This window comes from Mesorhizobium sp. PAMC28654 (genome assembly GCF_020616515.1).
GTDB lineage: Bacteria > Pseudomonadota > Alphaproteobacteria > Rhizobiales > Rhizobiaceae > Mesorhizobium.
In genome coordinates this window covers 1545011-1565638 of sequence record NZ_CP085135.1, presented here as the reverse complement: position 1 = coordinate 1565638, position 20628 = coordinate 1545011, and the positions used below count along the sequence as shown (strand labels likewise).

The window sequence follows — 20628 nt, the reverse complement described above, 5'->3', positions numbered from 1 at the left end:
GTGTTGCCGCAATCCGGCCAGCAAATTTCGCGCCGCAAACATGGCGAGGTGAAAACAACTGTGTTAATGGCGCGGCGAACCTCGCAGACCCCCGAACCCTAGGGATTTCAAGCCATGGCAACAGCAGCGGCAGTGTCGAACAAATTCGAGTCCTTCTTCGAAACCACGCTTGCCGATGCCGATCCGGAGATTTTCGGGTCGATCCGCAACGAGCTCGGCCGTCAGCGCCACGAGATAGAACTGATCGCGTCGGAAAACATCGTCTCCCGCGCCGTTCTGGAAGCGCAGGGCTCGATCATGACCAACAAATATGCCGAGGGCTATCCGGGCAAGCGCTACTATGGCGGCTGCCAGTTTGTCGACGTGGCCGAGGAACTGGCCATCGAGCGCGCCAAGAAGCTGTTTGGCTGCAACTTCGCCAACGTGCAGCCGAATTCGGGCAGCCAGATGAACCAGGCGGTGTTCCTCGCGCTCTTGCAGCCCGGCGACACGTTCATGGGTCTCGACCTCAATTCGGGGGGGCATCTGACCCACGGCTCGCCGGTCAACATGAGCGGCAAATGGTTCAAGGTCGTCTCTTACGGCGTGCGAAAGGAGGACCACCTGCTTGACATGGACGCGATCGAGAAGACCGCCCATGAGACCAAGCCGAAGCTGATCCTGGCCGGTGGCACCGCCTATTCGCGCATCTGGGACTGGAAGCGTTTTCGCGAGATCGCCGATGCGGTCGGCGCCTATCTCATGGTCGACATGGCCCACATCGCCGGCCTGGTCGCCGGTGGCGTCCATCCGTCGCCGCTGCCGCATGCCCACGTCGTTACAACCACCACGCACAAGTCGCTGCGCGGCCCGCGCGGCGGCATGATCCTGTGCAATGACGAGGATATCGCCAAGAAGATGAATTCGGCGGTGTTTCCCGGCCTGCAGGGCGGGCCGCTGATGCATGTCATCGCCGCCAAGGCCGTCGCCTTCGGCGAAGCGCTGAAGCCGAGCTTCAAGATCTATGCCCAGAGCGTGGCCGCCAATGCCAAGGCACTGGCCGAAAGCCTGAAGGAAACCGGCCTCGACATCGTCTCCGGCGGCACCGACAACCATCTGATGCTGGTCGACCTGCGGCCCAAGAACGCCACTGGCAAGCGTGCCGAGGCAGCACTCGGCCGCGCCAACATCACCTGCAACAAGAACGGCATTCCTTTCGATCCGGAAAAGCCCTTTGTCACCTCGGGCGTCCGTCTTGGCACACCGGCTGGCACCACGCGCGGCTTCGGTCAGGCCGAGTTCCGCGAGATTGGCAAGTTGATCGCCGAAGTCCTGGATGGGTTGAAGGTCGCCAATTCCGACGAGGGCAACGCAGCGGTCGAAGCTGCGGTGAAGGCCAAGGTTATGGCGCTGACCGACCGTTTCCCGCTCTACCCATATCTGGGCTGAGCACCATATCCAGGCTGCACGCTTCTGCTTCGGCGGCGCTTTTACGCGCCGCCGCTTGCGTATCGGACTTCCGTGCAGCACCCTCGCTCAAGAAAGAGGAGATGACCGGATGAGCAACCTGTCGCGATCCGTGCCTTTGGCCGCCATGGCCGTTCTGGCGAGCCTTTACACCAACGCATCCCGTGCGGATCCCAAGACCCAGACATTCGGTAGATGGTCCGTCACCATCGATGAGATCACCACCGGCCAGGACACACTGAAAACCTGCGCGGCGTCGACTGCCTTTGTCGACCCGCAAGGAAGTCCTGGAACCTTGACGTTGAGCATTTCGAATGGCGACGTGCTGCCGCCGAATGGCTATCCTGCCGTCATGCTGGCGGTAGACAACCAGACCTTGCCGACAGGCGACAACGTCGCGGCCACCTTCAACGACGTCAACAACAAGGTCCCCGCAAAGTTTCGTGGGAGCGGCGGCGCCGGAGCGCATCGCCAATGGATGATGGACAACAACCCCAAGACCAGCCTTGCCCTTCTGCGGACCATGCGCAACGCACCGACGCTCGACGTCGTCTTTGGCAAGCAGCCGGTGGGGAGCATCGCCATGGACGGCTTCACCAAGGCCTATCGCAGCCTTGGCGCGTCTTGCGGCTTCCCCACGCGCGACGTTACGCCGTGATGCGGCAACGTGTCGGCGAAGTTTGAACGGCTTCTCCACCAAGGGACTGGTCATGGATATCCTGTGGAAAGGCGTCGTCGGCGGTCTGGTCACGACCCTGATCGCTTGGGCGTCGAAACGCGGCAACGTCTTGCCTGGTATTCTGCCGCTCGCGCCGACGTTTGCTGTCATCGCGTTGCTGGCCGTTGGCGCCAAGGGCAATCCAGCCGGGTTTCGCGAGGCCTGCCTCGCGGGGTTCAAGACCATCCCCGCCTATCTTGCCTTCCTCGGCGCCTGCTGGCTGTTCATCGACAGGGTCGATTACCGGCTGGCGGTTTTCGGCGGCATTGCGGTCTGGCTGATCGCTGCCCTCGCAATTTTCCTCGCGCCTCGCTATCTCTGAGGCGCGGAAGGCTGTCCCACCATCCTTTGCCATTTCGGCAAAAAGCTCTAAGCCTTTTGCTCCGTCGGATTCGCGAACCAAAGGCTTTCCATGCGCTGCCCTTATTGTCAGTCAGAAGATACGCAGGTGAAGGATTCGCGTCCCGCCGAAGATGGCGCTGCGATCCGCCGCCGACGCGTCTGCCCCGATTGCGGCGGCCGTTTCACCACCTTCGAACGCGTGCAGTTGCGCGACCTCGTGGTGGTGAAGAAATCCGGACGAAAGGTCCCGTTTGATCGCGACAAGCTGCTGCGCTCGGTCGAAATCGCCTTGCGCAAACGCAATGTCGATCCCGAGCGCATCGACCGCGCGGTCACCGGCATCGTGCGCCAGCTCGAAAGCTCCGGCGAGACGGAAGTGGCCTCTGGCGAGGTCGGCCGGCTGGTCATGGATGCATTGAAATCGCTGGACGACGTCGCCTATGTGCGCTTTGCCTCGGTCTATCGCAATTTCCGCGAGGCCAAGGATTTCCACGAATTGCTGGGCGAGCTCAAGGGAGACGAGATCAAGGGCGAAGAGGACGCCGGCTGAGAATGGCAACGCCCAGCAACGCCGAGCAGCAGGCTCTTGATCGTCGCTTCATGGCCGCGGCGCTTAGGCTGTCGCGGAAAAATGCCGGGCGGACATCGACCAATCCTTCGGTCGGCACGCTGATCGTGCGCGACGATGGCGCCGGGCCGATGATCGTCGGCACCGGCGTCACCGCTGTCGGCGGCCGCCCCCATGCCGAGGCCGAGGCACTGGCGGAGGCCGGTGAACTGGCGCGTGGCGCCACCGCCTACGTCACGCTTGAGCCCTGTGCCCATCACGGCCGTACGCCGCCCTGTGCCAACGCATTGGTCAATGCCGGCATTGCGCGTGTGGTCGGTGCTGCCAGCGATCCCGATCCGCGCGTGTCCGGCAAAGGCTATGCCATCCTGCGCGCCGCCGGCGTCGAAGTCGTGGAAAAAGTGCTTGCGGCGGAGGCCACCGAGCAGATGGCCGGCTATCTGATTCGATCGCTGAAGAAGCGTCCGGAAGTGATTCTGAAACTGGCGCTTTCCAGCGACGGCAAGATCGGTGTGAGAGGCGTCGGACAGGTGGCGATCACCGGCGATATCGCGCGTCGCGAAGTCTATATGTTGCGTGCGGAAGTCGACGGCATCCTGGTTGGCGTTGGCACGGCGCTGGAAGATGACCCGGCACTGACGGTACGGCTGCCGGGTCTCGAGAACCGCTCGCCGGCGCGCATCGTGCTCGATCGCCAGATCAGGCTGCCGGAAACCTCCAAGTTGGTTTCCGGCATTGACCGCGTTCCGCTCTATCTCGCGACCTGCCTGGAAGCCGATCCGCAACGGCGGGCGGAACTTGAACGCGCCGGGGTGCGCTTCATCGGCACGGAAACGCATGAAGGCGGCGTGGCGCTGCCGGAACTGCTCGACGATCTCGCCGCGCTCGGCATGGCAAGCGTGCTGGTCGAGGGCGGCGCCCAGGTGGCAAGCGCCTTCCTGGCCGATGGGCTGGTCGATCGCATCATCCTGTTCCAGGGGCCTGAAGCGATCGGCGATGAAGGCATTGCGTCGCCCATCGACGCGGACCATATCCCGGCAGGATTTCGCAAGCTTCGTGACATGCGTTTCGGCGAAGACAGCTATGCCGAGTGGATAAGAGATTTCCAGGATTGATGCACATGTTTACCGGAATTGTCACCGACGTCGGCACCGTTGCAGCCGTGAAGCCGCTCAGGGAAGGGGTTGGGCTGCGCATCGACACCGCCTACGACCCGCAAAGCATAGCCATTGGCGCGTCGATCTCCTGCGGTGGCGTCTGCCTGACAGTCACCGCCTTGCCAGACAGCGGCTCGAATGCGCGCTGGTTCGAGGTCGAGGCCTGGGAAGAGGCGCTCAGGCTGACCACGGCTGCTGGCTGGAAATCCGGCACGCGGATCAATCTGGAGCGGGCGCTGAAGATCGGCGATGAACTCGGCGGCCATATCGTTTCCGGCCATGTCGACGGCATGGCCGAAATCATCGAGCGCAAGGAAGAGGGCGATGCCGTCCGCTTCACGCTGGAGGCGCCGCGCGAACTGGCCAAATTCATCGCACCCAAGGGCTCCGTCGCGCTCGACGGCACTTCGCTCACTGTGAACAAGGTGGAGGGCACGCGCTTCGACGTGCTGCTGATCCATCATTCGCTGACCGTGACCACTTGGGGCGATCGACAAGCGGGCGACCGCGTGAACCTCGAGATCGACACGATGGCCCGCTATGCGGCGCGTCTGGCGGAGGCCGCGAAAGAGGGGCTTTGAGGTCAAGGGCAGGCAGGCTTCAGCTCTACAGCACGAAGAATACTGGCGACTGACGCTTGCAGCCTTGGCCGATGTGGACGCCGGTCGTGTGATCGATCATCAGGGCAGTGCGAGCCTGGGCTGAGAACCTCGATAACCAGCTCAAGAATGAGGTTGGTCAACCCGAATAGGTCGACAAACCGGGCACGCGCGACATCTTCCGCTTGCGATCAAACCTGCTTCGGCCTAAGTCACCCGCTCCTCCGGAGACGTGACCCCAAATGCCGAAGACGAAGAAACTGAAGCTGCTCATCATCGAAGCGCGCTTCTATGATGACCTGGCGGATGCGCTGCTCGAAGGTGCCAAGGCTGCGCTCGACGACGCCGGCGCGAAGTATGACGTGGTCACCGTGCCCGGCGCGCTGGAAATTCCGGCGGTGATCTCCTTCGCGCTTGATGCCGCTGAAGGCGAGGGCGGCGAGTATGATGGCTATGTCGCGCTTGGCACCGTGATCCGCGGCGAGACCCATCACTTCGACATCGTGGCGAACGAATCCGCACGCGCCCTGATGGATCTTTCAATTCATGAATCGATCTGCATCGGCAACGGCATCCTGACCACCGAGAACGATGAACAGGCCTGGGCGCGCGCCCGGCGCACGGAAGGCGACAAGGGTGGTTTTGCCGCTCGGGCCGCTTTGACCATGATTGCCGTGCGAAAACAGCTCGGGGCCTGAACGTGACGCAATCTGGAGACAAAGACCGACCGCCGGCGCGCCAGGCCAACAAGCGTGGTGCGGCCCGTCTTGCCGCCGTGCAGGCGCTCTACCAGATGGACGTGGCCGGCAGCGGCGTCTTCGAGATCACGGCGGAATACGAGGCGTTCCGGCTTGGCAAGGAAGTCGACGGCGCGCTTTACCGTGAGGCCGACGCGCAGTGGTTTCGCGCCATCCTTGCCGGTGTCGTCGAGAACCAGAAGACCGTCGATCCGATCATCCGCCAGGCGCTGACAGAGGACTGGCCGCTGTCCAGGCTCGACTCCACGCTGCGCGCGATCTTGCGCGCCGGCGTCTATGAGTTGATGAAACGCGAAGATGTGCCGGTGGCGGTCATCGTCTCCGAATATGTCGATATCGCCAAGGCGTTCTACGAGGAAGACGAGCCGAAGCTGGTCAACGCCGTGCTCGACCGCGTGTCGCGCCGGGTGCGCGGCGAGGGGCGAGGCAAGGACGCCACGTGACATCGGTCACTGCTGGAACGGGCAGGGAGGCTCGCCGCACGGCAATCATCCTCGCCGCATCCCAGGCCATCGTCGGATCGGCGGCCCCGATTGCCATTTCGATGGGTGCGCTGGCCGGCCAATATCTGCTTGGCCCTGACAAATCGCTGGCGACGGCTCCGATCACAGGCTTCAATCTTGGCGTGGCACTGGGCGCATTGCCGGCCGCCGCCATCATTCGCCAGCTTGGCCAGCGCAGCGGTTTCATGACCGGCACGGTGGTGACCGCACTCGGAGGATTGATTGCCACATTGGCACTGTTCCACGCCAGCTTCTGGTTGTTTGCCTTTGGCCTTGCCGTGATCGGCGTCGGCGGCGCCTTCGTGCAGCAGTTCCGCTTCGCCGCCGCCGACAATGCGCCTCCGGAATTCAAGGCGCGCGCCATCTCCTTCGTGCTGGCGGGCGGCATCATCACAGCCATTCTCGGGCCGCAGATTGTCATCTTCACCCGCGAACTGTTCGCGCCGGTGATGTTTGCCGGATCGTTCGCGTCGATCCTGGTGCTGGCTGCCGCAGGCGCCCTTGTCCTGTCGTTCCTGAGGTTGCCGACCAAGGCGTTGGGCAAGGTGGACGTTGCCGGCAGCGATGCAAGACCCCTAGCTGAAATCGTCACCCAGCCACGTTTTGTCGCGGCGCTGTTTTGCGCCGTCGGCAGCTATGCGCTGATGAGCTTCGTCATGACCGGGGCGCCTCTGGCCATGGTGGGCTGTGGTCTGTCGGAAGACGCCGCGACGCTGGGTATCTCCTGGCATGTCATGGCGATGTTCGGGCCAAGCTTCTTCACCGGCTCGCTGATCCATCGTTTTGGTGCCGAACGCATTGTTGCCACCGGCCTTATCCTGCTCATCGGCTGCGCCGTCGTCGCCTTGTCAGGGCTGGCGCTGTGGCAATTCTGGACAGCGCTGATCCTGCTTGGCCTCGGCTGGAATTTCGGCTTCATCGGCGCCACCTCCATGGTCGCCGCCAGTTACAGGCCATCGGAAAAGGGCAAGGTCCAGGGCTTTCACGATTTCGTCCTGTTCGGTTCCGTTGCCTGCGCCTCGCTGATGTCGGGCATGGTCTACAACGCCTGGGGCTGGACCATGCTGAACTGGATGGTCTTTCCGGTGACGGTGCTTTGCTTTGTAGCGCTTGGTGCGCTCAAGATGAGTGGCGCGCGCCAGCCCGGCTGAAGATTCCGAAGCTTGTGCATAATCAAGGAGCTGCGGCTATTTTCTGCATCTCCTTTGCTGCCATGACGCTGGCGGGAACGCTTGGGCCGGAATTGCTCTGTTGGAACAAAATTATTGCGCTGGTCCCCCATCTTATGAAACCGTGTGCCCCGACTGGGCGCTGAAGCCGTGATCATATGCGCGCCCAACCGGTATTAGGTTCACAGCAAGGGGTCTCACAATGCGTTCAATCAAACTGTTGGCCGGCGCCGCTCTCGCGCTCGCCATCACCGCCGCCTCGGCCAGCGCCCAGGTCGTGGTTTCATCGAAGATCGACACCGAGGGTGGTGTGCTCGGCAATATCATCCAGCTGGTGCTCAACGCCAACAACATCAAGACCACCGACCGCATCCAGCTCGGCGGCACGCCGGTGGTGCGCAAGGCGATCCTTGCCGGTGAGATCGACATCTATCCGGAATACACTGGCAATGCCGCCTTCTTCTTCGAGAAGGCTGACGACCCGGTGTGGAAGGATGCGGCAAAGGCCTATGAGACCGCCAAGAGGCTCGACTACGATGCCAACAAGATTGTCTGGTTGTCGCCGTCGCCGGCAAACAACACCTGGGCGATCGCGTTGCGTAAGGAAGTCGCGGACACCAACAAGCTCGCCACGCTTTCCGAGTTCGGCAAGTATGTCTCGGGCGGTGGCCAGGTGGTTCTTGCCGCGTCCGCCGAGTTCGTCAATTCGGCTGCCGCCTTGCCGGCGTTCCAAACTACCTATGGCTTCAAGCTGAAGCCGGACCAACTGATCACGCTGTCTGGCGGCGATACGGCGGCAACCATCGCCGCTGCCGCCAACCAGACCAGCGGCGCCAATGCGGCCATGGTCTACGGTACGGATGGCGGCATCGCACCCTCTGGCCTTGTCGTGCTCGACGATGACAAGGGTGTGCAGCCGGTCTACCAGCCGGCGCCGATCATCCGCGAAGCCGTGCTCAAGGACCATCCAGAGATCGAGACGCTGTTGAAGCCGGTCTTTGCCAAGCTCGACCTCGTGACGTTGCAAGAGCTGAATGGCCGCGTGCAGGTCGGTGGCGAGCCGGTCAAGGGCGTTGCCGAGGACTTCCTGAAGAAGAACGGCTTCCTGAAGTAGAGCGATTCCGGCGCGCCGCATTCGTGGCGCGCCGGATCGATTGACGGGGGAGGGCGTGGGTATCCGGTTCGACAAGCTCGGCGTGGTCATCGCCGCGATAGCAGCCTATGCGGCTTTCGCCGCACCCTTTGCCACGTTTCGCGCCAACCGCATTGTGCCAGGCGCGGCTCGCTCGATTCTCGAAGCGTTGCCGGCCACCGCGGGACCGCTGTTGCTGACGATCATCGTCGTCGCGGCGCTCATCGCGCTCTTCAAGACGCCGCTCGTTCCGCGCCTTGCGGCCAGCATCGCGGTGCTTGCCGCGTTGGGGCTGCTGATCGGGGTCGCCGGTACTTTCCTGACACCGCCCGGCAACACCATCGCAAGAGTCTCGCCGGCATCCGGCTTCTGGCTGCTCATCTTCGCCTTCACGCTCCTGCTCGCCGATGTGCTGACCCGGCTCAATCTGTCGCCTTTGGCGCGGATCGGTGTGCTGATCGTTGCCGCGGCGGCGATCGGCCTTTTGTTGGTGTCGGGAAGCTGGGACAGCCTTTCGATCCTCAAGGAATATTTCAATCGCGCCGACAGTTTCTGGGCCGAAGGCTCCAAGCACGTGACGCTGGCGCTGGGTTCGCTGGCCGCCGCGGTGCTGGTCGGGCTCCCGCTAGGCATCCTTTGTCATCGTGTCGAGAGGCTGCGGGCGGGCGTGCTCAACGTACTCAACATCATCCAGACAGTGCCGTCGATCGCTTTGTTCGGCCTGCTGATCGCGCCGCTTGGTTGGGTAGCGGCCCATGTACCCGGCGCGGCCGCGCTCGGCATTCGGGGTATCGGTACAGCTCCCGCCTTCGTCGCCTTGTTCCTCTATTCGTTGCTGCCGGTGGTGGCCAACACCGTGGTTGGCCTCGCAGGCGTGCCGCGCGAGGCCAATGACGCGGCGCGCGGCATGGGCATGACCGATCGGCAGCGCCTCTTCGGTGTCGAGTTTCCATTGGCCTTTCCGGTGATCCTCACCGGCATTCGCATCGTGCTGGTGCAGAACATCGGGCTCGCCACCATTGCAGCCCTGATCGGCGGCGGCGGTTTTGGCGTCTTCGTCTTCCAGGGCGTCGGCCAGACGGCAATGGATCTGGTGCTGCTCGGCGCGCTACCAACCGTGGCGCTCGCCTTCGCCGCCGCGATCATCCTCGACGCCGTGATCGAAATGACCGCCACAAAGCGCAGGGTTGAAACGGCATGATCGAGATCGAACACATCACCAAGCGCTACGATGCGACGACGGTGGTCGACGACGTCTCGATGGTGATCGAGCCGCGCAGCGTCGCCGTCATCGTCGGCACGTCCGGGTCGGGCAAGACGACACTGCTTCGGATGATCAATCGCTTGGTCGAACCGACCTCGGGCGTCATCAAGCTCGACGGGGCGGACAACCGTTCCGTGCCCGGCTATGAACTGCGCCGAAGCATCGGCTACGCCATCCAGGGGCATGGCCTGTTCCCGCATCGCACCGTGGCGCAGAACATCGCCACCGTGCCCGTCCTGCTCGGATGGGACAAGGACCGCATCAAGGCCCGCGTCGATGAGTTGATGACGCTCTACCAGCTCGATCCCGAAGAGTTCGGGCCGCGTTATCCGCACGAGCTGTCGGGCGGCCAGCAGCAGCGTGTCGGCGTCGCCCGCGCACTCGCGGCTGAACCGAACGTGCTGCTGATGGATGAGCCGTTCGGCGCGCTTGATCCGATTATCCGCACCAAGGCGCAGGAGGATCTCCTGGCGATCCAGAAGCGGTTCGGCACCACCATAATTCTCGTCACCCATGACATGGAGGAAGCCGTGCACATGGGCGACAAGATCGCCGTCATGGATGCTGGCAAGCTCGTGCAATACGCCAAGCCAGCGGAGATCCTGGCAAACCCGGCCAGCACTTTCGTGGAAACACTGGTTGGCGCCAGCGAACGCCCCTTCAGGCTGTTGTCCCTCGGACGCGTGCGTGACGCTGTTGAAAATGGCTCGGCTGAAGGCGAAGCGATTCCCGGCGATGCCAGCCAGCGCGATGCGTTGGCGGAGCTGTTGTGGTCGGGCCGCCCAGCCTTGCCGGTCACTGGAGCCGATGGTAAGTCGATCGGCCGCGTCACTGTCGACGGATTGATCAAACGCGCGGCGAGGCCGGCATGAAAGCCTGGCTGCCGGCGCTGCTCAGGCTTGCTTTGCTGGTGTTGCTCGTCGCCTTCGTGACCAATCCCGGCTGGTTCGAACCGCTGTTGAAACCGCTGACCGAGAACAATGCGCCGGCGATCTACAATCAGGGCAGTCTGTTGACGCTGACGTTGCAGCATCTCTGGATCGTCCTGCGCGCCACGCTTGCGGCGATCGTCGTCGCCGTCGGACTGGCGATCCTGGTGACACGGCCCGCGGGCGCGGAGTTCCTGCCGTTGTCGCGCAAGCCTCGTCAACATCGGCCAGACGTTTCCGCCGGTGGCGGTGTTGGCGCTGGCGGTGCCGGCGGTCTTCGGCGAGAAGCCGACGCTGATCGCGCTGTTCCTTTACGGCCTGCTGCCGATCTTCGAGAACGCATTGACCGGCCTGACCACGCTGCCGGCCAATGTGCTCGAGGCGGCGCGGGGCGCCGGGATGACCGGTTGGCAAAGGCTGCTCAAGGTCGAGCTGCCGTTGAGCGCGCCAATCATTCTGGGCGGCATCCGTTTGTCGGTGGTCATCAGCCTTGCCACCGCGACCATCGGTTCGACCGTGGCCGCCAAGACGCTGGGCGAGGTGATCATCGCCGGCTTGTTGTCCAACAATCTCGCCTTCATCCTGCAGGGCGGCTTGATCGTCGCCGCGCTTGCCGTGCTGATCTATGACGGGCTGTCGGCAATCGAGCGCTACGCAGCGAGGCGCATGGGGCAGGAGACTGAATAACACTGCCATGCGCGGCCTGCCTGATCGGCGGATAACCCGCCGCCGGCGCCCGAATGTAAACGTTTTCAGAAGTGCCGCTCGCCGTTTTGTGTCGAGCTTGTCCGGTCCTGTGGAATTCAATCGGTTTGCACGAAGGCATTGCGGCGAAAGCCGGGCAAAAACTGAACAATATCTTGACGTTCGCCAACCTGTTTCGCATACACCGATGCGATGGGTCGGATTCCGCCCGCGGAACCCGGTCTCTGTCTCAACGGCCCAGGGAGGGGTTCTTTTGGGTCATCAATCGAGGAAAATCCGGCAATGACAATTATTTCCGCCGTCATCGCCTGCGGCCTGCTTTCTGTCCTTTACGCCATATGGGCGACACGTTCGGTCCTTGCGGCCGATCAGGGCAATGCACGCATGCAGGAAATATCCGCGGCCATCCGCGAAGGCGCGCAAGCCTATCTGGCGCGCCAGTACACCACCATCGCCATCGTTGGCGTGGTGGTGCTTCTGCTCGCCTGGTGGCTGCTTTCGATCACCGCCGCGATCGGCTTTCTGATCGGCGCCGTCCTGTCGGGCGCCGCCGGCTTCATCGGCATGCATGTCTCGGTGCGCGCCAACGTGCGTACGGCGCAGGCGGCTTCAAACAGCCTCGCCGCTGGCCTGGACATCGCCTTCAAATCGGGCGCCATCACCGGCATGCTGGTGGCCGGTCTCGCATTGCTCGGCGTCTCGATCTATTACCTGATCCTCACTCATTTCATGGGCCTGCAGCCCAACGACCGCATCGTTATCGACTCACTGGTTTCGCTTGGCTTCGGCGCGTCGCTGATCTCGATCTTCGCACGTCTGGGCGGCGGTATCTTCACCAAGGGCGCGGACGTCGGTGGCGACCTCGTCGGCAAGGTTGAAGCCGGTATCCCGGAAGATGATCCGCGCAATCCGGCCACCATCGCCGACAATGTCGGTGACAATGTCGGCGACTGCGCCGGCATGGCCGCCGACCTGTTCGAAACCTACGCGGTGACCGTCGTCGCCACCATGGTTCTCGGCGCTATCTTCTTCGGCGGCACCGCCATTCTCGGTGCCGTGATGCTCTATCCGCTCGCTATCTGCGGCGCCTGCATCATCACTTCGATTGTTGGCACTTTCTTCGTCAAGCTCGGCTCCAACGGCTCGATCATGGGGGCGCTTTACAAGGGCCTGATCGTCACCGGCTTGCTGTCGATCGCGGGCCTTGCCGTGGCCACCTCGGCCACCGTCGGTTGGGGCGAGGTCGGCGTCGTTGCCGGCATGTCGATCACCGGCAAGAACCTGTTCATCTGCGGCCTGCTCGGCCTCGTTGTGACCGGCTGTATCGTCGTGATCACTGAATACTACACCGGCACCGGCAAGCGCCCGGTCAACTCCATCGCCCAGGCGTCGGTGACCGGTCACGGCACCAACGTCATCCAGGGTCTCGCGGTGTCGCTGGAATCGACTGCGCTTCCGGCGATCGTCATCGTCGGCGGCATCATCTCGACCTACCAGCTCGCCGGCCTTTACGGCACGGCGATCGCGGTGACGACGATGCTCGGCCTCGCCGGCATGATCGTCGCGCTCGACGCCTTCGGCCCGGTCACCGACAATGCCGGCGGTATCGCCGAAATGGCCGGCCTGCCCAAGGAAGTACGTCATTCCACCGACGCGCTCGACGCGGTCGGCAACACCACCAAGGCGGTGACCAAGGGCTATGCCATCGGTTCGGCCGGCCTTGGCGCGTTGGTGCTGTTCGCGGCCTATTCGAATGACCTGAAATACTTTGCCGCAAACGGCGACAAATATCCCTACTTCCACGGCATGGGCGACGTCTCCTTTGATCTCTCCAACCCCTATGTCGTCGCCGGCCTGATCTTCGGCGGCATGATCCCGTATTTGTTCGGCGGCATCGCCATGACGGCCGTCGGCCGCGCGGCGGGCGCCATCGTCGAGGAGGTGCGCAAGCAGTTCCGTGAGGATCCGGGCATCATGGCGGGCACGTCGAAGCCGAACTATGCCCGTGCTGTCGACCTGCTGACCAAGGCGGCGATCCGGGAAATGATCATCCCGTCGCTGCTGCCCGTGCTGGCGCCGCTCGTCGTCTATTTCGGTGTGTTGCTGATCTCGGGTTCGAAGGCGTCCGCTTTCGCCGCGCTCGGTGCTTCGCTGCTTGGCGTCATCGTCAATGGCCTGTTCGTCGCCATTTCGATGACTTCCGGCGGCGGCGCCTGGGATAATGCCAAGAAGTCGTTCGAGGACGGTTTCGTTGACAAGGACGGCGTCAAGCATCTCAAGGGTTCCGAAGCGCACAAGGCCTCGGTGACCGGCGACACGGTTGGCGATCCCTACAAGGACACCGCCGGTCCGGCGGTCAACCCGGCGATCAAGATCACCAACATCGTGGCGCTCCTGCTGCTGGCAGTGCTCGCGCACGGCTGATCGGCTCCACAAACGTTTATGGACAAACCCGCAGGGAGCGATCCCCGCGGGTTTTCCATTTCAGGTGGCAGGCGGCTTAGTCCCGGCATCTGGACGCCGCGCGCGTGGCAGCTGCTACTTTCCGGTGTCTTCCCGCTTGCTACGCCTGTGGTAGATAGTCAGTAGATCATCTACATCCGGTTCCCGCTCAGGCATGGGCGGCAGGCCGCGTATCTCTCTCAGTCTGGAGACAAAAGGCGCCACGTCCGTAGTTGCGGCGGAACTCGAGGGATCTCGGATGGATGCCGCACGCAGCCCAAAGCCTGCCTTTCAGATAACTGGATTTCTTCAGGCGAGAGGGGGCAACCGCCGCGGCAAGAATTTTGACGCGCAGGTCGTCCGGCATTCGCATGCCGTTGATAAATTCCTCCTGTTCCATTCCCGTGTCTTCGACATAACTGCCACTGCGCTGGCCGGAGAAGATACTGAGCACGCTTAGGTGCGGCATGGTCGCGATCACGGCTCCTTTTCGCCAGGCACGGAAGAGCCAGTCCTGCGAACTTTCGCAGGAGCACTCGCTGGCAGGCCGCCATGGGCCGAGCCAACCCAGCGATGCCCGCCTGACCATCTGTGCCGATCCATATCCGGCTGTGACGACGGGATCGTAGAAACCGTCCTTGCCCATCCCGTAGATCGAGGTCTTGAGAGGATCGCCTTTCATCCGCGTAGGCTCGATGATGGCACCACGAGCAATGATGACATCGGCGCCGGTTGCATCGACCCAGCCGGTCATCGACGCGAGATGGTCGGGAAACCAGAGATCGTCATGGTTCAACAAGGCGACAAATTGCCCGCGCGCCCGGTTGGGCCCGGATTGTTCGCCAAAATTCACAGGCAGATCGATGTAGGCGATGCGGTCATCGTTGAATTCAGCGACGACGGCGGCGGTGTCCGGCCGGCAGCCATCGCCGATAACGAGAATTTCCCAGTCCTGAAGGGTCTGGGCCACCACGCTCCTGAGCGCCTGCCGCAAGGCCGCCGGCCGGTTGTGCGTGGCGATCACGACCGACACAAGCGGCTCGCGAAACCTGGTCTGGTCAACCTGACATGGCCGCTTCAAGGCCTACACCAGCCTGTATGGGATGAGGTCCGTATCTGGCGGCAGGCGCCAGTGGTCGGGGTCTTCGAAGGCATAGGCCTTGTCGACGAGATTGAGCAACAAAGCGGTCTCAGGCCCGAGTGCGGTGATGCCGTGCCATACGCCCGGCGGGATGACAACGACCGCCGGGCGCAACGGGCCGACGATCTTGTGCCAGACCGCGCCAAAACTGGGGGAAGCCTTTCTTCCGTCGTAAAGCGATATGCGAATGCTGCCGGCGCAGCAGAAAAGCCGATCCAACGTCACCGCATGCGCGTGCCAGCCGGTCACGGATCCGGGGTATAGGGTGCGCTGGAATACCTGGCCAACCGGCAGCGAATCGAGCCCTCATTCCTCGCGGTAGATTTCCGTCAGATAGCCGGTGGACGTCGCAACCGATCTGATCTCCTTGATCAGGACGCCGTCTATTGCCGGAGCATCGATCGGCATCCAATCAGCCGTGACGGTCTGCCGGTCTGGCGTTCCAATCGCCATCCATCCTTCTGGTTTTTGACGATCTCCGCTGCTCATTCAGGCTCCCCAGCCATTGCGGCGCGTTGATACGAGGTTGCCCCTTGGCGGGCAAATCAAAGTGTCGGCATTGGGCGCGTCGGAATGGTCTAAACAAAAACCCGCAGGATCGCTCCCGCGGGTTCTTGGTCGCCTGAGATGTTGCTGCTTCCCTGAGAAGTTGGAGGGAAGCCGAGCTGAAGGATCAGGGCGTGCCGCCACCGGGAATGCCGGGCGCAATCTTGCTGGCGCCGCTGATGATCTGGCTGAGGAAGTTCTGGTCCTTGCCGCCGGTCGGTGTGGTGCGCGAGATGAAGTCGAACACCTTGCCGTCCTTCAGGCCGTAGTTGGCGATCTGGGTGACGCGTCCATCGGCGCCAAAATAGACAGCCAGTACGTGCTGGTCGACGAGCCTGGGCTTGTCGAAGGCGACGTAGCGTTTGCGCGTTTGCGAAATGTAATAAAAGGCCTCGTTATCGAACGTTGCCGTCGTCGACGGGGTGCCGAGCGCCAGAAGCACCTGCTCTCGACTGGAGCCGACCGGCACGAGGTCGATCGCCTGCTTGTCGATGACGTAGCCTTGGGTGATCGTCTCGCTCGGAGTGAGATCTCCGAACATTTTGGACGAGTGACAGGCGGAAAGCGCCGACACAACCATCAGCAGCGAGATCGCGCCGACCGGCCCGGACGAAAAGCTCGACTTGAAATTCAGCGCGCGCAACAACAACTCCCTCAAATCGCCGCAACTTGCGCTGGGCCGCAAAACCGGTAAACCAGCTTGCTCGCCGATGCAACAAGGCCACTTCAACAAACGGTCCCGGGAGACCATCCCCAATGTTCCAGCGCCTTTTTGGCCGCGAACGCCAAGCCAACCGCGCTATCACCGAGGCGCTCTACGCACAAATCGTGGCGGCGGCGCGGCAGACTGTGTTTTATTCCGACTGGAATGTGCCGGACACGCCGCTCGGCCGTTTCGAGATGTTGTCGCTGCATATGTTTCTGTTCCAGCACCGGCTGCGCGGCGAGGGCGGTGCCGCGGCCGAGGTGGCGCAAGTGCTGATCGATGAGTTCTTCATGGATGTCGAGCATTCATTGCGGGAGCTGGGAATCGGCGACGTTGGCGTGCCGAAGCGCATGAAGAAGCTGGCTAAAATGTTCTATGGTCGCACCGCGGCCTATGACGACGCGCTGGAGCGTGACGACCGCGACGCGCTCGCCGCCGCTCTTGCCCGCAATGTCAGGCCGGATGCCGGCGTGTGGTCCGAAGCGTCGCAACTGGCCGCCTATGTCGGCGACGCCAACAAGGGACTGGCGGCGCAGCAGTCCGAATCGATTGTTTCGGGGACGGTGACGTTTCCCGTAGCCAAGGCTGGCTGAAGGAGGATCGAATGAAACATTCAGACCCGCAAGGCCCGGTCTCTTTCATGGCAAACGTTGGCCGCTTGCCGCACAAGGGGCTATCGGTTGTCATCGAGGCGGATGCCGCCCAACGCGCGGCATTGGCTGCGGGGCACGAACTGCTTTCGGTCGAGAAGTATCGCGCCGAGCTCCTGGTAGCCCCGTGGAAGCGCAACGGCGTGAAGGTCAGTGGCCATGTCGAAGCTGACATTATCCAGGCCTGTATCGTCACTCTCGACCCGGTCCAAGCGCATATCGACGAAGAGGTCGAAGCACTGTTTCTGCCGGAAGCGTCAAAGCTCGGGCGGCAGGGGTTTGAAGGCGGTGGCGAAATCCTCCTCGACGCCGAGGGGCCGGATAGCCCGGAGACTTTTTCAGGTGACACGATCGATGTCGGTGCGCTGGCCGAACAGTTTTTGGATTGGCGATCGACCCTTACCCCCGCAAGCAAGGCGTATCGATCGAGGCCGTTGACGATACCGGGCCCGAGGAGAACGAATTTCAGCAAAAGCTGCGATCCCTGCTGGGAAAATCCTGAAACCCGACCTGATTGAAGAAAAGTCGGTTGTGCGACAGCCCAAAAACGCTATTTTCGCCAAACCTTGGCGACCGCCCAGCAAACTGTGAGATGAATACCGCGTGATCAGGATTTCCATCGATGCCATGGGCGGCGATCACGGACCAGGCGTGATCATACCGGCGCTCATGACGGTTGCGACTCGTCGTCCCGACATCCGCTTCATTATCTACGGTCGCGAGGAGTTGGTTCGCCCGGAACTCGCCAAATATCCCAAACTTGCTGAAATCAGCGAGTTCTTCCACTGCGAGATATCAGTTCGGATGGACGACAAGCCGAGCCAGGCGCTGCGCCACGGCCGCTGGAAGTCATCAATGTGGAAGGCGATCGAGGCGGTCAAATCTGGCACGGCGGATGCCTGTATCTCGGCCGGCAACACCGGCGCGCTGATGGCTATGTCGAAATTCTGCCTGCGCACGATGGCGACGATCGACCGCCCGGCCATCGCGGCGATCTGGCCGACGGTGCGCGGCGAGAGCGTGGTGCTGGATGTTGGCGCGACCATCGGCGCCGATGCGCATCAGCTTATCGATTTCGCCATTCTCGGCACCGGCATGGCGCGCTCGATTTTCGGCATCGAGAGGCCGACAGTTGGCCTGCTCAATGTCGGCGTCGAGGAGATCAAGGGCCAGGAAGAGGTCAAGGAAGCCGGGCGCATGCTGCGCGAAGCCAATATGGCCTCGATGCGCTATCACGGTTTTGTCGAGGGAGACGATATCGGCAAGGGCACTGTCGACGTGGTGGTGACGGAAGGCTTTGCCGGCAACATCGCGTTGAAGACGGCGGAAGGCACGGCAAGGCAAATCGCCGGCTACCTGCGCGCCGCCATGAGCCGCACGCTGATGGCCAAGATCGGCTATATCTTCGCCAAGGGCGCCTTCGACCGGCTGCGCGAGAAAATGGATGTCGGCCGTTCCAACGGCGGCGTCTTTCTCGGGCTGAACGGTATCGTGGTGAAAAGCCACGGCGGAGCGGATTCGGATGGCTTCGCGGCAGCGATCGAGCTTGGGTACGACATGGTGCGCAACAATCTGCTTGATCGCATCGAAGCGGACCTCGATCTGTTCCATGCGCGCAATCCGCATGCCCAGATAAACAGGAAATCCGACGTCGTTACCGACGCAAAGGAATAGGGAAAAGCCTTGATCAGATCAGTCGTGCGCGGCATAGGCGCCGCGCTGCCCCGCCGCATCATGAAGAATGCCGATTTTGAAGGCATGGTCGAGACCTCCGACGAATGGATCGCCCAGCGCACTGGCATCCGCCAGCGGCATATCGCAGGGGATGACGAGACGACGGCTTCACTTGGGGAGGCGGCGGCGCGTGCGGCGCTTGACAATGCCGGCCTGACGCCCGCCGACATCGACCTCATCGTGCTGGCGACCTCGACGCCGAACAACACTTTTCCGGCGACCGCCGTCGAAATCCAGAACCGGCTCGGCATGCATCACGGCTTTGCCTTCGACATGCAGGCGGTGTGCTCGGGCTTTGTCTATGCTGTGACGACCGCCGACCTTTATATCCGTGGCGGGATGGCCAAACGGGTTCTGGTGATCGGCTCCGAGACGTTTTCGCGCATTCTGGACTGGAACGACCGCTCGACCTGCGTGCTGTTTGGCGACGGTGCCGGTGCACTGGTGCTTGAGGCGGGCGAGGGGACTGGCGACATCGCCGATCATGGCGTGCTGGCAGCCAGCCTGCGCTCGGACGGCACCCACAAGGACAAACTGTTCGTCGATGGCGGGCCATCGACGACCGGAACCGTCGGTCATCTGAGGATGGAAGGCCGCGAGGTCTTCAAGCATGCGGTCGGCATGATCACCGACGTCATCGAGGCGACGTTCTCAGCCGCCGGCATTACCGCCGATGATCTGGACTGGTTCGTTCCGCATCAGGCCAATAAACGGATTATTGACGCTTCGGCCAAGAAGCTCGGGATAGCCGAGCAAAAGGTTGTGGTGACCGTCAATTTGCACGGTAACACCTCGGCTGCTTCGGTGCCGTTGGCGCTTTCGGTGGCCGTCGCCGACGGTCGCATCAAGAAGGGCGATCTGGTGCTGCTGGAGGCAATGGGCGGCGGCTTCACCTGGGGCGCGGTCCTGGTTCGCTGGTAAGTGCTGAACGGTCCGGTTTCGGTCCTTGACCTTGCCGGATCAATTACTTAGGCTCTGCCGTTGTTGTGCAGATTTTGTGTTTTGAGCTGATGGGACGGTCGCATGGGGGGAAAGACACTTACGCGCGCCGACCTTGCCGAGGCCGTGTATCGAAAGGTCGGTCTGTCGCGCACTGAATCGGCCGAACTTGTCGAAGCGGTACTGGACGAAATCTGCGAAGCCATCGTCCGCGGCGAAACGGTAAAGCTCTCATCCTTCGCGACGTTCCACGTCCGCTCCAAGAACGAGCGTATTGGACGCAATCCGAAGACTGGCGAGGAGGTACCGATCCTGCCGCGCCGGGTAATGACCTTCAAGTCGTCGAACGTGCTGAAGAGCAGAATTCTGCGTTCGCACCAGAGTAGCAAGACCAAGGCTGGTAAATAGTCGTCTAATAGACGGTTGAAAACCGGTTCTATCATGATGCCGGGCTTGAATGTTGCTTCACAAACCGCTGAAATAATGCCCGATTCGGCAGCATGGCCGGATCGTCGTCCAGCGTGAGGATTCGCCCATGGACAAGAGCCCCGATGCCTTCCGCACCATCAGCGAGGTCGCCGAAGATCTCGATTTGCCGCAGCATGTGCTGCGCTTCTGGGAAACACGTTTCAACCAGATCAAGCCGATGAAGCGCGGCGGCGGCCGCCGCTACTACCGGCCGCAGGATGTCGAACTGATCAAGGGCATTCGCCACATGCTCTACGACCAGGGGTACACCATCAAAGGCGTGCAGAAGCTGCTGAGGGAGAACGGCAATCAGTTTCTGGTCGCGATCGGCAATGGCGACATGGCGGCCGTCGAGGCGATCTCGCAGCGCCGGCAAGCCGATGCGGTGCCACTGACGCCGGCCGCCCAGCCGCGTGGAGCCGACGATGAAATGCTGGTCGGCCAACCCAAGGTGAAACCCAGCCGACGGTTTTTCGGCCTGGGCAAGACCGATGAGGACGGTCCAGTCATGCCGGGCGCGTCAAAACTTTCGCGTGATAACCGCGCGCTGCTGCAGGAGGCGCTGTTCGACCTTTTGGAATGCAAGCGCCTGCTCGACCAGGTGCGCTGAGGCCAACGTCTCCTGGTTCAGGTGCGATCGATTGCCTTGCCCCGCGCATCAGGGGCAGTGGCGTTCTCGCATTTTCCAAAACCGGAACCGGTCTTGAGGTCA

22 protein-coding genes and 2 pseudogenes are annotated in these 20628 nt (G+C 62.3%); 20 read left to right on the top strand and 4 right to left on the bottom strand.

The window, feature by feature from the left end; genetic code table 11:
* The first annotated feature begins 114 nt into the window (after window positions 1-114).
* From glyA to LGH82_RS08005, 14 genes and pseudogenes are all read left to right on the top strand, one after another.
* Window positions 115-1428, top strand: a complete 1314-nt coding sequence (gene glyA / locus LGH82_RS08070) for a serine hydroxymethyltransferase (protein WP_227348016.1) — start codon at window positions 115-117, stop codon at window positions 1426-1428.
* A 109-nt stretch (window positions 1429-1537) separates the two neighbouring features.
* Window positions 1538-2104 (top strand): hypothetical protein, encoded by a 567-nt coding sequence (locus tag LGH82_RS08065; RefSeq protein WP_227348015.1) that lies wholly within the window; start codon window positions 1538-1540, stop codon window positions 2102-2104.
* Between the two features lie 22 nt (window positions 2105-2126).
* Window positions 2127-2486, top strand: a complete 360-nt coding sequence (locus LGH82_RS08060) for a GlpM family protein (protein WP_227348014.1) — start codon at window positions 2127-2129, stop codon at window positions 2484-2486.
* Window positions 2487-2576: 90 nt separating this feature from the next.
* Window positions 2577-3056, top strand: coding sequence for a transcriptional regulator NrdR (nrdR, locus tag LGH82_RS08055; protein ID WP_227348013.1), 480 nt, complete (start codon window positions 2577-2579; stop codon window positions 3054-3056).
* Window positions 3057-3058: 2 nt separating this feature from the next.
* Window positions 3059-4189: a bifunctional diaminohydroxyphosphoribosylaminopyrimidine deaminase/5-amino-6-(5-phosphoribosylamino)uracil reductase RibD gene (ribD, locus tag LGH82_RS08050; RefSeq protein ID WP_227348012.1), complete on the top strand. Its 1131-nt coding sequence runs from the start codon at window positions 3059-3061 to the stop codon at window positions 4187-4189.
* A 5-nt stretch (window positions 4190-4194) separates the two neighbouring features.
* Complete coding sequence (locus LGH82_RS08045; RefSeq protein ID WP_227348011.1) at window positions 4195-4812, top strand: riboflavin synthase; 618 nt, start codon at window positions 4195-4197, stop codon at window positions 4810-4812.
* A 260-nt stretch (window positions 4813-5072) separates the two neighbouring features.
* Window positions 5073-5528, top strand: coding sequence for a 6,7-dimethyl-8-ribityllumazine synthase (ribH, locus tag LGH82_RS08040; RefSeq protein WP_227348010.1), 456 nt, complete (start codon window positions 5073-5075; stop codon window positions 5526-5528).
* A 2-nt stretch (window positions 5529-5530) separates the two neighbouring features.
* Window positions 5531-6031 (top strand): transcription antitermination factor NusB, encoded by a 501-nt coding sequence (nusB, locus tag LGH82_RS08035; protein WP_227348009.1) that lies wholly within the window; start codon window positions 5531-5533, stop codon window positions 6029-6031.
* A complete protein-coding gene (locus tag LGH82_RS08030) occupies window positions 6028-7242 on the top strand; it encodes an MFS transporter (RefSeq protein WP_227348008.1) in 1215 nt (404 codons plus the stop codon). The genes nusB and LGH82_RS08030 overlap by 4 nt, the downstream gene beginning before the upstream one ends.
* Before the next feature lie 220 nt (window positions 7243-7462).
* The gene (locus tag LGH82_RS08025) at window positions 7463-8374 is read left to right on the top strand and encodes an ABC transporter substrate-binding protein (protein ID WP_227348007.1); all 912 of its coding nucleotides are present in this window, start codon (window positions 7463-7465) and stop codon (window positions 8372-8374) included.
* Window positions 8375-8429: 55 nt separating this feature from the next.
* The gene (locus LGH82_RS08020) at window positions 8430-9593 is read left to right on the top strand and encodes an ABC transporter permease (RefSeq protein ID WP_227348006.1); all 1164 of its coding nucleotides are present in this window, start codon (window positions 8430-8432) and stop codon (window positions 9591-9593) included.
* On the top strand, window positions 9590-10528 hold the full coding sequence (locus tag LGH82_RS08015; RefSeq protein ID WP_227348005.1) for an ABC transporter ATP-binding protein: 939 nt from the start codon (window positions 9590-9592) through the stop codon (window positions 10526-10528). The genes LGH82_RS08020 and LGH82_RS08015 overlap by 4 nt, the downstream gene beginning before the upstream one ends.
* A pseudogene (locus tag LGH82_RS08010) lies at window positions 10525-11272 on the top strand (ABC transporter permease). Before LGH82_RS08015 ends, LGH82_RS08010 begins: the two are co-directional and overlap by 4 nt.
* A 300-nt stretch (window positions 11273-11572) precedes the next feature.
* Window positions 11573-13714 carry a sodium-translocating pyrophosphatase gene (locus LGH82_RS08005; RefSeq protein WP_227348004.1) on the top strand — a complete coding sequence of 714 codons (2142 nt, stop codon included), beginning with the start codon at window positions 11573-11575 and terminating at the stop codon, window positions 13712-13714.
* Window positions 13715-13901: 187 nt separating this feature from the next.
* On the opposite strand, the gene LGH82_RS08000 is transcribed toward LGH82_RS08005, so the two are convergent.
* The 4 genes from LGH82_RS08000 to LGH82_RS07985 all read right to left on the bottom strand — a co-directional run bounded on the left by LGH82_RS08000 (window position 13902) and on the right by LGH82_RS07985 (window position 16062).
* Window positions 13902-14765: a glycosyltransferase family 2 protein gene (locus LGH82_RS08000; protein WP_227348003.1), complete on the bottom strand. Its 864-nt coding sequence runs from the start codon at window positions 14763-14765 to the stop codon at window positions 13902-13904.
* 51 nt (window positions 14766-14816) lie between these two features.
* On the bottom strand, window positions 14817-15122 hold the full coding sequence (locus LGH82_RS07995; protein WP_227348002.1) for a dTDP-4-dehydrorhamnose 3,5-epimerase family protein: 306 nt from the start codon (window positions 15120-15122) through the stop codon (window positions 14817-14819).
* Between the two features lie 57 nt (window positions 15123-15179).
* Window positions 15180-15362 carry a hypothetical protein gene (locus LGH82_RS07990; protein WP_227348001.1) on the bottom strand — a complete coding sequence of 61 codons (183 nt, stop codon included), beginning with the start codon at window positions 15360-15362 and terminating at the stop codon, window positions 15180-15182.
* A 184-nt stretch (window positions 15363-15546) separates the two neighbouring features.
* Window positions 15547-16062 (bottom strand): outer membrane protein assembly factor BamE, encoded by a 516-nt coding sequence (locus LGH82_RS07985; RefSeq protein WP_227348000.1) that lies wholly within the window; start codon window positions 16060-16062, stop codon window positions 15547-15549.
* Between the two features lie 113 nt (window positions 16063-16175).
* On the opposite strand from LGH82_RS07985, the gene LGH82_RS07980 reads away from it, so the two are divergent.
* The 6 genes and pseudogenes from LGH82_RS07980 to LGH82_RS07955 all read left to right on the top strand — a co-directional run bounded on the left by LGH82_RS07980 (window position 16176) and on the right by LGH82_RS07955 (window position 20526).
* A complete protein-coding gene (locus LGH82_RS07980) occupies window positions 16176-16718 on the top strand; it encodes a ubiquinol-cytochrome C chaperone family protein (RefSeq protein ID WP_227347999.1) in 543 nt (180 codons plus the stop codon).
* A gap of 11 nt (window positions 16719-16729) precedes the next feature.
* A pseudogene (locus LGH82_RS07975) lies at window positions 16730-17277 on the top strand (YceD family protein).
* Between the two features lie 101 nt (window positions 17278-17378).
* Window positions 17379-18449: a phosphate acyltransferase PlsX gene (gene plsX / locus LGH82_RS07970; protein WP_227347998.1), complete on the top strand. Its 1071-nt coding sequence runs from the start codon at window positions 17379-17381 to the stop codon at window positions 18447-18449.
* Between the two features lie 9 nt (window positions 18450-18458).
* The gene (locus tag LGH82_RS07965) at window positions 18459-19430 is read left to right on the top strand and encodes a beta-ketoacyl-ACP synthase III (RefSeq protein WP_227347997.1); all 972 of its coding nucleotides are present in this window, start codon (window positions 18459-18461) and stop codon (window positions 19428-19430) included.
* 102 nt (window positions 19431-19532) lie between these two features.
* On the top strand, window positions 19533-19856 hold the full coding sequence (locus tag LGH82_RS07960; RefSeq protein WP_227347996.1) for an integration host factor subunit alpha: 324 nt from the start codon (window positions 19533-19535) through the stop codon (window positions 19854-19856).
* Window positions 19857-19983: 127 nt separating this feature from the next.
* Window positions 19984-20526: a MerR family transcriptional regulator gene (locus LGH82_RS07955; protein WP_227347995.1), complete on the top strand. Its 543-nt coding sequence runs from the start codon at window positions 19984-19986 to the stop codon at window positions 20524-20526.
* The last annotated feature ends 102 nt before the right edge of the window (window positions 20527-20628 follow it).

Excerpts from the sequence above, each read along its gene's own strand:
- LGH82_RS07960 (WP_227347996.1), top strand. The coding sequence starts at position 19,533 with ATGGGGGGAAAGACACTTACGCGCGCCGACCTTGCCGAGGCCGTGTAT.
- LGH82_RS07990 (WP_227348001.1), bottom strand. The coding sequence starts at position 15,362 with ATGAGCAGCGGAGATCGTCAAAAACCAGAAGGATGGATGGCGATTGGA.
- LGH82_RS08005 (WP_227348004.1), top strand. The coding sequence starts at position 11,573 with ATGACAATTATTTCCGCCGTCATCGCCTGCGGCCTGCTTTCTGTCCTT.
- nrdR (WP_227348013.1), top strand. The coding sequence starts at position 2,577 with ATGCGCTGCCCTTATTGTCAGTCAGAAGATACGCAGGTGAAGGATTCG.
- LGH82_RS07980 (WP_227347999.1), top strand. The coding sequence starts at position 16,176 with ATGTTCCAGCGCCTTTTTGGCCGCGAACGCCAAGCCAACCGCGCTATC.
- LGH82_RS08065 (WP_227348015.1), top strand. The coding sequence starts at position 1,538 with ATGAGCAACCTGTCGCGATCCGTGCCTTTGGCCGCCATGGCCGTTCTG.
- ribD (WP_227348012.1), top strand. The coding sequence starts at position 3,059 with ATGGCAACGCCCAGCAACGCCGAGCAGCAGGCTCTTGATCGTCGCTTC.
- glyA (WP_227348016.1), top strand. The coding sequence starts at position 115 with ATGGCAACAGCAGCGGCAGTGTCGAACAAATTCGAGTCCTTCTTCGAA.
- LGH82_RS08015 (WP_227348005.1), top strand. The coding sequence starts at position 9,590 with ATGATCGAGATCGAACACATCACCAAGCGCTACGATGCGACGACGGTG.
- ribH (WP_227348010.1), top strand. The coding sequence starts at position 5,073 with ATGCCGAAGACGAAGAAACTGAAGCTGCTCATCATCGAAGCGCGCTTC.
- LGH82_RS08045 (WP_227348011.1), top strand. The coding sequence starts at position 4,195 with ATGTTTACCGGAATTGTCACCGACGTCGGCACCGTTGCAGCCGTGAAG.
- LGH82_RS07955 (WP_227347995.1), top strand. The coding sequence starts at position 19,984 with ATGGACAAGAGCCCCGATGCCTTCCGCACCATCAGCGAGGTCGCCGAA.
- LGH82_RS08025 (WP_227348007.1), top strand. The coding sequence starts at position 7,463 with ATGCGTTCAATCAAACTGTTGGCCGGCGCCGCTCTCGCGCTCGCCATC.